The sequence below is a fragment of the Glutamicibacter sp. St.4D3 genome, assembly GCF_059728615.1.
The window spans coordinates 2,373,992-2,389,977 of record NZ_AP039380.1; the positions used below are offsets into that span (position 1 = coordinate 2,373,992).

Sequence of the window (15,986 nt, forward strand, 5' to 3'; positions counted from 1 at the left end):
TTTGGTGTTCACCGCTGGGCAAAGTCCTTAACGGGCGAAGCCCGTCCCCACCGCAAAAGAGCGGTGGGGACGGGCTTCGCCATCTGGAGCCGACGGGGCTGCTTCCGGTTTAGCGGAAGTCCTGCCCGGTGTCGTAATCATCCATCGAGATGGCCTGGAACTCGGGCGAGAGCCCGCCGTCCAGTCCGTCGTCGTACAGGCCCGAGGAGAAGGCCGAGGTGCCGGTGAACAACGTGGCCTTGGCCTCGTCGGTCGGCTCCACGGTGACCTGGGTGTAGCGGTCCAGGCCGGTACCGGCCGGGATCAGCTTACCGATGATCACGTTCTCCTTCAGACCCAGCAGCGGATCTTCCTTGCCCTCCATGGCGGCCTGGGTCAGTACGCGGGTGGTCTCCTGGAAGGAGGCCGCGGACAGCCACGAGTCGGTCGCCAGCGAGGCCTTGGTGATGCCCATCATCTCGTCACGGCCGGCTGCCGGACGCTTGCCCTCGGCCACGGCCTTGCGGTTCGCGGCGGTGAAGCGGGCACGGTCGGCCAGCACACCCGGCAGCAGGTCGGTCTCACCGGACTCAATGACGGTGATGCGACGCAGCATCTGGCGCACGATGACTTCCACGTGCTTGTCGTGGATGCCCACACCCTGGGACTGGTACACGTCCTGGACCTCGCGGACCAGGAACTTCTGGGCCTCACGCGGGCCGAGGACGCGAAGAACCTGCTTCGGGTCCAGGGTACCGCTGGTCAGCTGGGTACCGGCCTGCACGTGCTGGCCTTCCTCAACCTCCAGGCGCGCACGGCGCAGGATCGGGTAGGCCTGCTTCTCATCCCCGTTGTCCGGGGTGATGATCACGCGCAGCTGCTTCTCGTCGTCCTCGATCGACACGCGACCGGTGACTTCGGCCATCGGAGCCACACCCTTGGGGGTACGGGCTTCGAAGAGCTCCTGGATACGGGGCAGACCCTGGGTGATGTCATCAGCCGAGGCCACACCACCGGTGTGGAAGGTACGCATGGTCAGCTGGGTACCGGGTTCACCGATGGACTGTGCGGCGATGATGCCCACGGCCTCGCCGATGTCCACGGTCTTGCCGGTGGCCAGCGAACGGCCGTAGCAGTGTGCACAGGTTCCCACGGCCGAGTCACAGGTCAGCACGGAGCGTACGCGGATCTCATCCACGCCCGCGTCGTACAGCTTCTGGATCAGCACGTCGCCCACGTCCGAGCCGGCTTCGGCCAGCACGTTGCCCTCGGCGTCCTTGACGTCGGTGGCCAGCGTGCGGGTGTACGCCGAGTTCTCCACGGTGTCGTGCAGCTTGCGGAAGCCGGCGATGTCCTCGGCGATCGGCACGGTCAGGCCGCGGCGGGTGCCGCAGTCCTCCTCGCGCACGATGACGTCCTGGGACACGTCCACCAGACGACGGGTGAGGTAACCGGAGTTCGCGGTCTTCAGCGCGGTATCCGCCAGGCCCTTACGGGCACCGTGGGTCGCGATGAAGTACTCCAGCACCGACAGGCCCTCACGGTAGGAGGACTTGATCGGGCGAGGAATAATTTCACCCTTCGGGTTGGACACCAGGCCGCGGATACCGGCAATCTGGCGCAGTTGCAGCCAGTTACCACGGGCCTTGGAGGTCACCATGCGGTTAATGGTGTTCAGTTCCTCCATGCCCTCCTTCATCGCGTCGGCGACCTCGTCGGTGGCCTTGGTCCAGATGTCAATCAGGTCCTGGCGACGTTCGGTGTCGGCGATCAGGCCCTTGTCGTAGGAGGCCTGCACCTTGCGGGCACGCTCCTCGTACGGGGCCAGGATGGCGGTCTTGTCCATGTTCGAGGTGATGTCCGAGATCGCCACGGTCACGCCCGAACGGGTTGCCCAGTGGAAACCGGCGTCCTTCAGGTTGTCCAGGGTCTCGGCGGCAATCACCTTCGGGTAGCGCTCGGCCAGGTCGTTGACGATCTCCGAAAGCGCGTCCTTGCCCGCCACCTTGGCAACCCACGGGTAGTCGGCCGGCAGGGTGTCGTTGAACAGCACCTGGCCCAGCGAGGAGTCGATCAGCGCCGGGGTGCCCTCTTCCCAGCCTTCCGGAGCAGGTTGCTCGGCGGACGGGACGAAGTTCTCCACGCGGATCTTGATCGGGGCGTTCAGGTGCAGGTCCCCACGGTCCATGGCCATGATGGCCTCGGCGACCGAGGTGAACACGCGCCCGGCACCCTTCTCCTGCTCACGCTTGGTGGTCAGGTGGTGCAGGCCGATGATCATATCCTGCGACGGCAGGGCGACCGGACGGCCGTCCGACGGCTTGAGGATGTTGTGCGAGGAGAGCATCAGGATGCGCGCCTCGGCCTGGGCCTCGGGGCTCAGCGGCAGGTGCACTGCCATCTGGTCGCCGTCGAAGTCCGCGTTGAACGCGGCACACACCAGCGGGTGCAGCTGCAGGGCCTTGCCTTCGACCAGCTGGGGTTCGAAGGCCTGGATGCCCAGGCGGTGCAGGGTGGGTGCACGGTTGAGCAGCACCGGGTGTTCGGTGATGATCTCTTCGAGCACGTCCCACACCTGCGGGCGGTAGCGCTCCACCATCCGCTTGGCGCTCTTGATGTTCTGCGCGTGGTTCAGGTCAACCAGGCGCTTCATCACGAACGGCTTGAACAGCTCCAGGGCCATCTGCTTGGGCAGACCGCACTGGTGCAGCTTCAGCTGCGGGCCGACCACGATGACCGAACGGCCCGAGTAGTCAACACGCTTACCCAGCAGGTTCTGGCGGAAGCGGCCCTGCTTGCCCTTGAGCATGTCGGACAGGGACTTCAGCGGGCGGTTGCCCGGACCGGTGACCGGGCGGCCACGGCGTCCGTTGTCGAACAGCGAGTCGACCGCTTCCTGCAGCATGCGCTTTTCGTTGTTCACGATGATCTCGGGGGCACCGAGATCCAGCAGGCGCTTGAGGCGGTTGTTGCGGTTGATCACACGACGGTACAGGTCGTTCAGATCCGAGGTGGCGAAGCGGCCACCGTCGAGCTGAACCATCGGGCGCAGCTCCGGCGGGATCACCGGAACGGCGTCCAGGACCATGCCCTCGGGTGAGTTGTCCGTGGTGAGGAACGCGTTGATGACGTTCAGGCGCTTCAGGGCACGGGTCTTCTTCTGGCCCTTGCCGTTGTCGATGATCTGCTTGAGGTTCTCGGCCTCGCCCTTCAGGTCGAAGGTGGCCAGGCGCTTCTGGATTGCCTCGGCACCCATCGAGCCCTCGAAGTACAGGCCGTACTTCTCGCGCATGATGCGGTACAGGCCCTCGTCACCTTCCAGGTCGGCGACCTTCAGGCCCTTGAAGCGCTCCCAGACGGCGCGCAGGCGCTCGGCCTCGGCCTTGGAACGCTTCTCGATCTGCTGAACGGTCTTCTCCGCGTTGGTGCGGGCCTTGTTCAGCTCGGCACCCTTGGCGCCGCCGGCCTCCAGGCGCTCCAGCTCGGCTTCCAGGTCCGCCAGCACGGCACGCTTGTCCGCTTCGGCGTTGTTGGCCAGCTGGCGCAGCTCCAGGTCGTGCTGGGCCTGCAGGTTCGGCATCTCGGCGTGGCGACGGTCTTCGTTCACGCTGGTGATCATGTAGGCGGCGAAGTAGATGACCTTCTCCAGGTCCTTCGGCGCCAGATCCAGCAGGTAGCCCAAGCGCGAGGGAACGCCCTTGAAGTACCAGATGTGGGTGACCGGAGCGGCCAGCTCGATGTGGCCCATGCGCTCACGGCGCACGTTGGCGCGGGTCACCTCGACGCCGCAGCGCTCACAGATGATGCCCTTGAAGCGCACGCGCTTGTACTTGCCGCAGTAGCATTCCCAGTCGCGCGAGGGACCGAAGATCTTCTCGCAGAACAGGCCGTCCTTCTCGGGCTTCAGGGTGCGGTAGTTAATGGTTTCCGGCTTCTTGACCTCGCCGTAGCTCCAGGCGCGGATCTGTTCCGCGGTGGCAAGGCCGATGCGCATGAGGCCGAATGAGGAATCGCTGGACATATGGTCCTTATCTCTCTTCTCTGGTGTCTGAAGTCAGTACGTGATGGGTAAGTCGGTCTCACCGACCCGGCGCCGGGCACGCGGTGCGCGCCGCGGCGGCAGGCTGGTGGTTCCTAGACTTCCTCGACGGAGCTGGGCTCGGACCGCGAAAGGTCGATGCCCAGTTCTTCAGCGGCACGGAACGATTCCTCGTCCGATTCGCGCATCTCGATGGTGTTGCCGTCGGTACCCAGTACCTCGACGTTCAGGCACAGCGATTGCATTTCCTTGATGAGCACCTTGAACGATTCCGGAACGCCAGGCTCCGGGATGTTCTCGCCCTTGACGATCGCCTCGTAGACCTTCACGCGACCGTGAATGTCATCGGACTTGATGGTCAACAGTTCCTGCAGGGTGTAAGCCGCACCGTAGGCCTCCAGGGCCCACACTTCCATTTCACCGAAGCGCTGGCCACCGAACTGGGCCTTACCGCCCAGCGGCTGCTGGGTGATCATGGAGTACGGGCCGGTGGAACGGGCGTGAATCTTGTCGTCCACCAGGTGGTGCAGCTTCAGGATGTACATGTAGCCCACGGAGATCGGATCCGGGAACGGTTCGCCGGAGCGGCCGTCGAACAGGCGGGCCTTGCCGGTGTTCTTCACCAGCTGCTGGCCGTCGCTGGTCGGGTTCACCGAATCCAGGATGCCGCGGATCTCCTCCTCGGAGGCACCGTCGAACACCGGGGTGGCCACGGTGGTCGAACCGGTCTGGCGCGGCAGGTTCGGCAGGTCCTTGACCCACTCCGGCTCGTTCTCGATGGTCCAGCCCTGCTTGGCGGCCCAGCCCAGGTGGATTTCCATGACCTGGCCGACGTTCATACGCCCGGGCACACCCAGCGGGTTCAGCACGACGTCCACCGGAGTGCCGTCCTCCAGGAACGGCATGTCCTCGATCGGCAGGATCTTGGAGATGACGCCCTTGTTGCCGTGACGCCCGGCGAGCTTGTCACCGTTGGTGATCTTGCGCTTCTGGGCCACGTAGACGCGCACCAGCTGGTTCACGCCCGGGGAAAGGTCGTCGTCGTTGTCGCGATCGAAGATGCGCACGCCGATCACGGTGCCGGACTCGCCGTGCGGCACCTTCAGCGAGGTGTCACGCACTTCGCGGGACTTCTCACCGAAGATCGCGCGCAGCAGGCGCTCCTCGGGGGTCAGCTCGGTTTCACCCTTCGGGGTCACGCGACCCACCAGGATGTCCCCGGCCTCGACCTCGGCGCCGATGTAGACGATGCCGCGGTCATCGAGCTGGGAGAGGATGTCCTCGGACACGTTCGGGATGTCGCGGGTGATTTCCTCGGCGCCCAGCTTGGTGTCGCGGGCGTCAACCTCGTGCTCCTCGATGTGGATCGAGGTCAGCACATCGTCGGAGACCATGCGCTGGGACAGGATGATGGCGTCCTCGAAGTTGTGGCCTTCCCAGGACATGAACGCGACCAGCAGGTTCTTGCCCAGGGCCAGCTCACCGGCGTCGGTCGAGGGACCGTCGGCGATGATCGACTGGTACTCCACGCGCTCGCCTTCGGAGACGCGCACGCGCTGGTTGTAGGCGTTGCCCTGGTTGGAGCGGGCGAACTTCATGATCGGGTACATCGACTCGGTGCCGTCGTCGTTCATCACCACGACCAGGTCGGCCGAGACCTCGGTGACCACACCGGGCTTCTGCGCGACCACGGAGTCACCGGCGTCCACCGCGGCGTACTTCTCCATGCCGGTACCCACCAGCGGGGACTCGGAGGCCAGCAGCGGCACGGCCTGGCGCTGCATGTTGGCGCCCATCAGCGCGCGGTTGGCGTCGTCGTGCTCCAGGAACGGGATCAGGGCGGTGGCCACCGACACCATCTGGCGCGGGGAAACGTCCATGAAGGTCACTTCGCCCGGCTCAACGAGCACCGGCTCGCCGCCGCCGCCCTTTTCACGCACCAGCACGGTGTCCTCGGCAAAGTGACCGTCCTCGGTCAGCGGTGCGTTGGCCTGGGCGATGAAGTGCTGCAGCTCGTCATCGGCGGTGAGGTACTCGACCTGGTTGGTCACCACGCCGTCCACGACCTTGCGGTACGGGGTCTCGATGAAACCGAAGGCGTTGATGCGCCCGTAGGTTGCCAGCGAGCCGATCAGGCCGATGTTCGGGCCTTCCGGGGTTTCAATCGGGCACATGCGTCCGTAGTGCGAGGGGTGCACGTCTCGCACTTCCATGCCTGCGCGGTCACGCGACAGACCGCCCGGGCCCAGTGCCGAGAGGCGGCGCTTGTGGGTCAGGCCGGCCAGCGGGTTGTTCTGGTCCATGAACTGGGAGAGCTGCGAGGTTCCGAAGAACTCCTTGATCGCGGCCACCACCGGGCGGATGTTGATCAGGGTCTGCGGGGTGATCGCCTCCACGTCCTGGGTGGTCATGCGCTCACGCACCACGCGCTCCATGCGCGACAGGCCGGTGCGGACCTGGTTCTCGATCAGTTCGCCGACCGCGCGGATACGGCGGTTGCCGAAGTGGTCGATGTCATCCACGGCGACCGGGACCTGAACGATCTCGCCCTCGCGGGTGCCTTCGATGGTGCGCTCACCGGCGTGCAGGGCAACCAGGAAGCGGATCATGGCGACGATGTCGTCGATGCTCAGCACCAGGGCGCTTTCGGCGTTGACCGGGGTCTCCACGCCGAGCTTGCGGTTCAGCTTGTAGCGGCCGACCTTGGCCAGGTCGTAGCGCTTGGGCTCGAAGTACATGTTGCGCAGCAGGGCCTGGGCGGCTTCCACCGTCGGCGGCTCGCCCGGACGCAGCTTGCGGTAGATGTCCAGCAGGGCCTCGTTCTGGTCCTTGATGCTGTCCTTCTCCAGGGTGGCGCGCACCGAGTCGTACTGGCCGAATTCGGCCAGGATCTTCTCTTCGCTCCAGCCCAGGGCCTTGAGCAGCACGGTGACCGACTGCTTGCGCTTGCGGTCCAGGCGCACGCCGATCTGGTCGCGCTTGTCGATTTCCAGCTCGAACCAGGCACCGCGCGACGGGATGATCCGTGCGGAGTAGATGGTCTTGTCACTGGTCTTGTCCGGGGCAGACTCGAAGTAGGCGCCCGGGGAACGCACCAGCTGGGAGACGACCACGCGCTCGGTACCGTTGATGATGAAGGTACCCTTGTCGGTCATCAGCGGGAAGTCGCCCATGAAGACGGTCTGCTGCTTGATTTCGCCGGTTTCATTGTTCATGAACTCGGCCTTGACGTACAGCGGGGCGGCGTAGGTGGCGTCACGGTCCTTGCACTCGGCGATCGAGTACTTCGGGTCGGCGAATTCCGGCTCCGAGAAGCTCAGGGACATGGTCTCCTGGAAGTCTTCAATCGGGGAGATCTCCTCAAAGATCTCGGCCAGTCCGCTGACGTCCGGCACACTGTTGTCACCGACGGACACGGCGGCGGCCAGGCGCTCCTGCCACCGCTCATTACCGATGAGCCGGTCAAAGCTCTCGGTCTGCAGTGCCAGCAGGTTCGGCACTTCAAGGGGTTCGTGAATCTTTGCAAAAGAAAGTCGGCCAGCGTACGCAGCGTCGCGAGCCGAACTAGCGGTTTGGTTGTTAGAGGTGCTCGAGGCGACCAAGATGGATCCTTCCACAGACCGTCAGGTTTCCGAAGCGTCCCGTTGTGCTAAGGTTCCTGCCAGTGGCTGGTACCCTCGTTACATACGAACCCACCGCTATATGAAGGTCGCATGCGCATACAGTCGGGGCGCAAATTTCCACTGTACCCCATGCGCGCAAGCTTGTCGATAGCAATTTTCCATTTTCGTGTTATAGTTCTGCGCCCGCTTCGCCCCCGGTGAGCCCCCGGCCCGGATGAAGCGTTTCGGTTCCTAGTCAGCGCCCACACCGCCGGCGTTCTCGCGTCCCACACCCCGCAACGCCATCCGTTTTCCTGTGGTGAAGTGCACATGGATTAGTCTTGTAGTGACAGAACATCACCCCAGTTTTCTGGTTGCTTTTCGAATGGAAGTGGTTGCCGTGTCCTCACCCCAAGATGCCGTGATCGTCGGCGGAGCCCGCACCCCCTTTACCCGTTTCAAGGGGGCCCTGGCCTCCCAGACCGCGGTCGACTTGGGGGCGGCGGCCATCGCCGGCGCCCTGGACAACGCCGGGGTCTCCCCCGAGCAGGTCCAGTCGGTCATCATGGGTCAGGTCGTCCAGGCCGGGTGTGGCCAGAATCCCGCCCGCCAGTCCGCCATCCGGGCGGGCATCGGCTGGGACACCCCGACGATGACCATCAACAAGGTGTGCCTTTCCGGGCTGGCCGCGGTCACCGACGCGGCGCGCATGATTCGCCTGGGCGAGGCCCAGGTGGTCGTCGCCGGCGGGCAGGAATCAATGTCCAATACCCCGCACCTGCTGCCCAAGTCCCGTTTCGGGTGGACCTACGGGGACATCACCGCGGTGGACTCGGTCGCCCATGACGGCTTGACCGACGCCTTTGACGGCAAGTCCATGGGACTGAGCACCGAGGAGAAGAACACCGAGCTGGGGATCGAACGCGGACCGCAGGACGAGGTGGCGGCCTCCAGCCACCAGCGGGCGGCCGCCGCGCAGGGCAACGGGGTCTTTGACGAGGAGATCGTGGCGATCTCCGTGCCCCAGCGCAAGGGCGAGCCGGTGATCGTGGACAGCGACGAGGGCGTGCGCCCCGAGACCACCGCCGAAACCCTCTCCGGGCTGCGTCCGGCCTTTGACCGCGATGGGACAATCACCGCCGGCAACTCCTCCCCGCTCTCCGACGGGGCCGCGGCCCTGGTGGTCACCTCGCGCGACTACGCCGAGCAGCACGGGCTGAAAATCCTGGCGGTCATTGGTGCCCCCGGCCAGGTGGCCGGACCGGACAACTCTTTGCATTCCCAGCCCTCGCGCGCCATCCAGGACGCCCTGGCCAAGGAGTCCCTGCAGGTCAAGGACCTGGACTTCATAGAAATCAATGAGGCGTTCGGCGCCGTGGCCTGCCAGTCCCTGGCCGACCTGGACTACCCGCTGGAGAAGACGAACATCCACGGCGGAGCCATCGCCCTGGGCCATCCCATTGGCGCCTCCGGGGCCCGCCTGGCGTTGACCGCGGCACTGGAGCTGTCGCGCCGGGACTCGGGGACCGCCGCGGTGAGCCTGTGCGGCGGCGGTGGGCAGGGCGAGGCCCTGCTGCTGCACCACGCCTAACCTGCCCTCCCCCGGGCAGCCTTCTCCGTCACGGAAAGCGAGTGCGCTGTTGACCGAATCCCCTGAAGCCCCGAATGAGGCGCTCACCCGCATCAGCCTGGACGCGAGCCGGCGGAACATCCCCATTGAGATTGTTCCGCGGGCCGCGGCCTCCTCGCTGAGTGAGGCGGCCGCGAATCTGGGCATCGCCGAGCACCGGCTGCTCAAGACCCTAGTGCTCAAGCGCAGCAACGGTACGTACCTCTTCGCGCTGATCCCCGGCGGCAGGAGCCTGAGCTGGCCCAAACTCCGCTCGGTGTTGGGGGTCAACAAGCTCTCCCTGCCCCACGGGGACACGGCGTTCGAGGTGACCGGCTATCGTCCCGGGACGATCACGCCCTTTGGCGCGTTGACCCCGTTGCCGCTGGTCATTGACGCCACGGTATTCCAGGGCGAGCAGCAGGCCATGGTGGCCCTGGGCAGCGGGGACCGGCTGCACGCCGTGCTGGTGACGGCCCAGGACCTGGTCAGTGGATTTGACGCGACAGTGGCAGATATTTCCGTTCCGGAATGACCGGGTTCGGCTTGCGCGCGGCGAGGCTGCGCACCCACTGCACCGCCTGGGTGGCCCGCAGGGTGAATTCGTTGCGCAGCCACAGCCCTGCCGGCTTCTCCACGTACCGGGCCACAACATAGGCCAGCGCCAGCATCAGCGCGACGGTTCCGACCAGCAGCACGTATTTGTTGAGGACCGCGCTCAGGTGCGCGATGATCCACCAGCCCCACAGCTCGTGGAACAGGTACAGCGGGTAGGTGAGCATTCCGGCGGTCACCATCCAGCGGGCGTGGATCCTCTGCAGCGGGGTCAGCGTGCAGGCCAGCAATAGGGCAATGCACAGCAGCACCAGCAGTGAGAAGTGCCAGGCGGGAATCTGCACCCCCGACAGATAGGCCGAATCCTGCGCTCCCTTCAGGCCCGTGAAGTAGCAGGCGAGCAGGGTGTTGAAACCGACCAGCAGCCAGCGCACCGGGGTTTGCCGGTCCCGGTACATCAGGTAGACCACCATGCCCAGGCTGAACAGCGGCGCATACTGCCCCATCACCCATTCCTGGGCCTTGTCCGCCTCGGCCAGGTGCAGCGCCACGCCCAGCAGCGGCCAGGCGAAGCTCAACGCCAGGATGGCCCGGTTCTTGGCCAGTCCGAAGGCCAGCAGCACGGCCAGGATCGCGTAGAAGCGCAGTTCAACCCAGAGCGTCCAGTACACCCCGTCCAGGTCCCTGACGCCCATTCCGCTTTGTGCCATGGTCAGGTTGGGAACAATATCGCCTTCGGTGCGTCCGTCCTTCAGCTCCGGCCAGAGCCGGAAGGTGAGCAGGGCGGCGGCGATGACGGCCAGCCAGTACGCCGGGTAGAGCCGGCCCAGGCGGGAAGCCAGGAATTGGATCAATCCCTTGCCCTGGATGGACATCAGGATCACGAAGCCGGAGATCAGGAAGAACAGTTGGACGCCAATGCTGCCGTAGATGGTGAATTTGCCCAGCACCGGCCAGGCGTCGACGGCTTCGGCGCCCCAATAGCCGTGTCCCCACGCGGTGTAGTGGTAAAGCACGACCACCAGCGCGGCAGCGATACGAAGGGCGTCCAGCAGACCGAGCCGCGGGGCCGGTCGTATTGCGTTGGGCTGTTCATTCTTCGGCACATTAAACACCGTAAGCGACGAATATGAATAGCTCCTGTTAATAGAATCGTTATAGTCCGATAACGATTTTTTCCCGTTTAACGGCCCGAGGCCCCGTGGACGATTGCTCGTCCGCGGGGCCCCGGGGAGTAAGGCTGCGAGTGACCGCTGAAGCTTACTTGAGGGTGACGGTAGCGCCAGCGCCTTCCAGTGCTTCCTTGGCCTTCTCGGCGGCGTCCTTGTCGGCGCCTTCCAGGATCGGCTTCGGAGCGCCGTCAACGAGCTCCTTGGCTTCCTTCAGACCCAGCGAGGTCAGAGCGCGAACTTCCTTGATGACTGCGATCTTCTTGTCGCCAGCCGACTCCAGGATCACGTCGAACTCGGTCTTCTCTTCAGCAGCAGCTTCGCCAGCGCCGCCGGCCGGACCGGCAACGGCAACAGCAGCGGCGGTGACCTCGAAGGTCTCCTCGAACTGCTTCACGAACTCGGACAGTTCGATGATGGTCATTTCCTTGAATGCGTCGAGCAGCTCGTCGGTGGTGAGCTTCGCCATGGTGGCGTCCTTTCGGTTATGGATCCCAGATCTGGGAACCGTAATGATTTGGGGTTACGTTGCGAGAGAATCGCGTCAGCTTAGGCTTCTGCCGGAGCTTCCTCGGCAGCTTCGCCACCGTTCTCTTCGAGCTTGATACGCAGTGCGTCCACGATGCGTGCAGCGGCCGAGGCCGGGGCCTGCAGAACGCCTGCAACGCGGGCGAGCTGGTGTTCGCGGGACTCCAGTGCAGCCAAAGCGGCAATGCCTGCTTCATCCAGGGCGGAGCCCTCGAAGAAACCGGACTTGATGATCAGCTGCTGGTTGCTCTTGGCGAACTCCGTGAGGCTCTTGGCGGCGGCAACTGCATCGCCCTTAATGAAGGCGATAGCGGTTGGACCGGTCAGCTGGCCTTCGAACGCGTCGATGCCAGCTTCCTTTGCTGCGATTTCAGTCAAGGTGTTCTTCACAACCGCGTACTTGGTCTCCTGACCAAGCGAACGGCGCAGTTCCTTGAGCTGTGCAACGGTAAGCCCACGGTATTCGGTCAGGACAGCCGCGCTGGATTCCTTGAACTCGGCAGCGATCGACTGGATCGCGGCGTTCTTGGTCTGCGTTGCCATAACACTCCTTCCGGGGTTCAGTTCGGTACCGTTTCATAACCGGCGGAGCGCATAAAAAACGCCCCGCGCAGGAGCACAGGGCAGCTCAACTCACATAAGCAGTTGAGACAATCTATGTAACCTGCGTTGGCAGTCCTTGCGGACACTTCGGAGCGGTTCTCCAGTGGAAAATGCTCAACCGACGGTCTTCGGTTCTTCCATCCTAGTTTGAGCGCGCCCCATACTCCAAATCCCGGAGGTCGTCTTGGCCTATGATCTGAACCACGGCCGGGCCCAGCCCTACTCCCCCGCCGACGGCTCACGTGTGGCAGTTTGCAAGACTTCCCGGTCTCACCTGGACGGCCCTCGGTCGGTGCTGCGGCCGGCCTGCGCTTCGCCGCATCCGGCTCAACTGGCGGTTAAAAGGACAAGGCCCATTGCCAGCACTTGGGGGACGCTGACAACAGGCTCTTGTCGACACGAAGCTTGGGGAAACTTCGGTGTCCAGTGATTGCATAGTCTTGGGGGTCCCATGCAATCACCGCCGATTCACATCGGTGTCTTCACAGTATCACCACCAACCCGTCTACATGCAACTCGGGGTTCAGGTCATCTCACGAGCCGATCATGCTGTCCCAGCAAGCACTTTTCCTCCCTTTGAACCAACAGTTTGCATTAATTTGGCGAACCTGGAAATAGCAAACCGGCGTTCATTTCAGGGCATAAAGCCCGAGATTCTGCGGCAAAACGCCCCGGCGAGAGCGTGGAGTGCAATCCAACTCACAGGAGACTTCCAAGAACTCCCAGAAAACCTCAAGGTCGGTATGTCCGCTGGAGCCAGCCCGCGGGCTCCGAAGGGCAGCTGGTCGAGTCCGGAATTTCGCCCAGAGCCAACTCCCCTGCGTGATAATTCTTCCAAAAGCTCATGTCGCAGCCGGATGGCAAGGAACTGGAGCGCGTGCCCAGGCCCCCGGCCCCGTGTTCCTGCCGCTGCCGGCTTGGCTCAGGGACGGCAAAAGCCTCGGCCCCGAACCGCCACCATCAGGTGGCAGGCCGGGGCCGAGGCTTCAGTGGAACTGGGTGACTAGGCGCTCACGCGGGTCACATTCGGGTCCAGAGCGATGCCCGGGCCGAAGGTGGTGGCGATGGTGGCCTTGGAGATGTAGCGGCCCTTGGAAGCCGAAGGCTTCAGGCGCAGGATCTCTTCCAGAGCGGCTGCGTAGTTCTCGGTCAGCTGCTTGGCATCGAAGGATGCCTTGCCGATGATGAAGTGCAGGTTCGAGTGCTTGTCGACGCGGAAGTCGATCTTGCCGCCCTTGATGTCGGTGACAGCCTTGGCCACGTCCATGGTCACGGTGCCGGTCTTCGGGTTCGGCATCAGGTTACGCGGGCCCAGGATCTTACCCAGGCGGCCAACCTTGCCCATCAGGTCCGGGGTTGCCACGGCGGCGTCGAAGTCGGTCCAGCCGCCCTGGATCTTTTCGATCAGGTCGTCGGAGCCGACGAAGTCGGCGCCGGCGGCGCGGGCAGCTTCTGCCTTGTCGCCGTTGGCGAAGACAACCACGCGGGCGGTCTTACCGGTGCCGTGCGGCAGGTTCACGGTGCCGCGAACCATCTGGTCGGCCTTGCGAGGGTCAACGCCCAGGCGGAAGGCGACCTCAACGGTCGAGTTGGTCTTCTCGCCGGCGATCTCCTTGGCCAGGGCGATAGCCTCGGCTGGCTCGTAGAACTTGTCAGCCTGAATCTTGGCCGCGGCGGCCAAGTATGCTTTGCTGCGCTTTGCCATCTGCGTTTTCTCCTTATGCAGTCGTGGTCTTGAGGACCGCGCTCGGTCCTGCCACTGGCGGGGCCTGCCAGGCAGGTCCCCTGTTGAAATGTTGGTGGTTGCAGCCGTTGCGGGCTGCAGGGTGAGGGTCTTAGCCCTCGACGGTGATGCCCATGGAGCGGGCGGTGCCGGCGATGATCTTCGAAGCGGCTTCCAGATCGTTCGCGTTCAGGTCAGCCATCTTGGTGTTGGCGATTTCCTCAACCTGGGCCTGGGTCAGCTTCGCAACCTTGGTGGTGTGCGGGGTGGCCGAACCCTTGCCAACGCCTGCAGCCTTCTTGATCAGCTCGGCAGCCGGCGGGGTCTTGGTGATGAAGGTGAACGAACGGTCTTCGTACACGGTGATTTCAACCGGAACAACGTTACCGCGCTGCGACTCGGTGGCAGCGTTGTAAGCCTTGCAGAATTCCATGATGTTGACGCCGTGCTGACCAAGGGCAGGACCGATCGGAGGAGCCGGGTTAGCGGCGCCTGCCTGGATCTGCAGCTTGATAAGTCCGGTGACCTTTTTCTTTGGGGCCATGTCGGGTCCTTCTACTCTTGCGTTTCCCGCGGCACAGGAGCGTGACACGGGCTGATGGCCGCCGTGGCGCGGCGGCCGAACGTGCCCGGCTCACGCAAAGCAAACGTGAGGGGCACGAAGACTCAATACTACTGGATCTTGGTGACCTGGTTGAAGTTCAGGGTCACCGGGGTCTCGCGCTCGAAGATCGAGACCAGCACCACCAGCTGCGCGGCCTCCAGCTTGATCTCGGAGATCGTGGCCGGCATGGTTTCGAACGGTCCGTCGTTGACGATCACCGATTCGCCAACCTCGAAATCGACCTTGACCTCGGTGATCGGTGCGCGGCCCGGCTTCGAGGCGGAGGGCTGCTCGGTCGGATCCACCACGGTGTGCTCCAGCATGGAGAACACTTCATCCAGGGTCAGCGGATTCGGGTCGTGGGCGTTGCCCACGAAGCCGGTCACGCCCGGGGTGTGTCGAACAACACCCCATGAGGCGTCGGTCAGTTCCATGCGAACCAGCACGTAGCCGGGGATGCGCACGCGGCGCACGATCTTGCGCTGGGTGTTCTTGACCTCGACGACCTCTTCCATCGGGACCTGGATCTCATAGATGAAGTCATCCATGTCCTGGGTCTGGATGCGGGTCTCCAGGTTCAGCTTCACGCGGTTCTCATAACCGGCGTAGGTGTGGATCACGAACCAGTCGCCGGGCTGGCGGCGCAGCTTGGCGCGGAACTCTTCCTTCAGCGCCTCAACGCTGACGGCTTGCTCGTCCTCTTCGGCAACGGCTTCGGCCACTGCCTCGCTGGCGTCCTCGTCGGCCTCGGCAACCAGGGCCGGGTCATCGGCGGTGTCCGCGGCGATGTCATCGAGCTGTACGGGCTGGGAGGCTTCGTCGAGGGTTTCCTCTTCGTCCAGGGCGCCCTCGGCGTCCACGGTGCCTTCAACATCCACGGTGCCGTCGGTGTCGGAAGTGCCGTCGGCGAAAATGACATCTTCGGCATTGCCGGTCTGCTCGTCATTGGTCGCGACGAACTCGGCTTCTACCTCGTTGTTATTCTGCGGTTCGAGTTCCTGGTCGGACACTGCAGCTCCTGCTTTCTTCTACTGATGTACACCTGGGGCCCTGACGCGCCGCATGGCGGCTCGCGCAGGAAATTCTACTGCTCTGGCCTGTTTGTGAACAGGAGGGTGGACCCTGCCCCGAAGACAAAGTCCAGGGCCGTCACGATGAGCATCACGATGACAACGAAGGCGATGACAACCAGGGTGTAGTTGATCAATTCGCTACGGGTCGGAGTCACGACTTTTTTCAGTTCCGAGATGACCTGCCGGATGAACAGGGCGATGCGGCCGAAAAATCCGCGACGGGATTTCTTGTCATTTCCCGGATGGGAGACAGCTGATTCGCTCACCGTGTTCCTCGTTTCAATAAAATAGGCCAGTTGAAACAATCACGGTGTGTCGCAGCCTGGCCGACCACAACACACCGTGACGTGAGATTCGCTGTGCGATTTTTTCGTCAATCGCTACTGCGCAGGGCAGACAGGACTCGAACCTGCAACCTGCGGTTTTGGAGACCGCTGCGCTACCAATTGCGCCACTACCCTTCGAGTTTTCACTCTGGTGACATCAACTATATCTGAACGTG

At 63.8% G+C, this 15,986-nt stretch carries 11 protein-coding genes and 1 tRNA gene; 2 read left to right on the forward strand and 10 right to left on the reverse strand.

The features are described from left to right. Positions 1–109: 109 nt before the first annotated feature. Positions 110–4,000, reverse strand: coding sequence for a DNA-directed RNA polymerase subunit beta' (locus AC6I21_RS10960; protein WP_138177170.1), 3,891 nt, complete (start codon positions 3,998–4,000; stop codon positions 110–112). A gap of 113 nt (positions 4,001–4,113) precedes the next feature. Then, positions 4,114–7,620 (reverse strand): DNA-directed RNA polymerase subunit beta, encoded by a 3,507-nt coding sequence (rpoB, locus tag AC6I21_RS10965; RefSeq protein ID WP_138177167.1) that lies wholly within the window; start codon positions 7,618–7,620, stop codon positions 4,114–4,116. Positions 7,621–8,020: 400 nt separating this feature from the next. On the opposite strand from rpoB, the gene AC6I21_RS10970 reads away from it, so the two are divergent. Then, entirely contained in the window at positions 8,021–9,211 is a 1,191-nt protein-coding gene (locus tag AC6I21_RS10970) for an acetyl-CoA C-acetyltransferase (protein WP_497762381.1), read from the forward strand. A gap of 49 nt (positions 9,212–9,260) precedes the next feature. Then, positions 9,261–9,764, forward strand: coding sequence for an aminoacyl-tRNA deacylase (locus tag AC6I21_RS10975; RefSeq protein ID WP_497762382.1), 504 nt, complete (start codon positions 9,261–9,263; stop codon positions 9,762–9,764). On the opposite strand, the gene AC6I21_RS10980 is transcribed toward AC6I21_RS10975, so the two are convergent. The 8 genes from AC6I21_RS10980 to AC6I21_RS11015 form a co-directional block, all read right to left on the reverse strand. After that, a complete protein-coding gene (locus tag AC6I21_RS10980) occupies positions 9,718–10,890 on the reverse strand; it encodes an acyltransferase family protein (protein WP_497762383.1) in 1,173 nt (390 codons plus the stop codon). The two genes, AC6I21_RS10975 and AC6I21_RS10980, sit on opposite strands and share 47 nt — an antisense overlap. 154 nt (positions 10,891–11,044) lie before the next feature. Next, entirely contained in the window at positions 11,045–11,422 is a 378-nt protein-coding gene (gene rplL / locus AC6I21_RS10985) for a 50S ribosomal protein L7/L12 (RefSeq protein WP_138177155.1), read from the reverse strand. Positions 11,423–11,502: 80 nt separating this feature from the next. Continuing rightward, entirely contained in the window at positions 11,503–12,024 is a 522-nt protein-coding gene (gene rplJ, locus AC6I21_RS10990) for a 50S ribosomal protein L10 (RefSeq protein WP_138177152.1), read from the reverse strand. 1,063 nt (positions 12,025–13,087) lie between these two features. Then, complete coding sequence (gene rplA, locus AC6I21_RS10995) at positions 13,088–13,789, reverse strand: 50S ribosomal protein L1 (RefSeq protein WP_138177150.1); 702 nt, start codon at positions 13,787–13,789, stop codon at positions 13,088–13,090. Positions 13,790–13,919: 130 nt separating this feature from the next. Continuing rightward, positions 13,920–14,351 (reverse strand): 50S ribosomal protein L11, encoded by a 432-nt coding sequence (gene rplK, locus AC6I21_RS11000; RefSeq protein WP_054820895.1) that lies wholly within the window; start codon positions 14,349–14,351, stop codon positions 13,920–13,922. A gap of 128 nt (positions 14,352–14,479) precedes the next feature. Further along, the gene (gene nusG / locus AC6I21_RS11005) at positions 14,480–15,421 is read right to left on the reverse strand and encodes a transcription termination/antitermination protein NusG (RefSeq protein ID WP_391495635.1); all 942 of its coding nucleotides are present in this window, start codon (positions 15,419–15,421) and stop codon (positions 14,480–14,482) included. A gap of 74 nt (positions 15,422–15,495) precedes the next feature. Beyond that, positions 15,496–15,750: a preprotein translocase subunit SecE gene (gene secE / locus AC6I21_RS11010; RefSeq protein WP_138177147.1), complete on the reverse strand. Its 255-nt coding sequence runs from the start codon at positions 15,748–15,750 to the stop codon at positions 15,496–15,498. A gap of 122 nt (positions 15,751–15,872) precedes the next feature. Next, positions 15,873–15,945 (reverse strand) — tRNA-Trp (locus AC6I21_RS11015). Between the last annotated feature and the right edge of the window lie 41 nt (positions 15,946–15,986).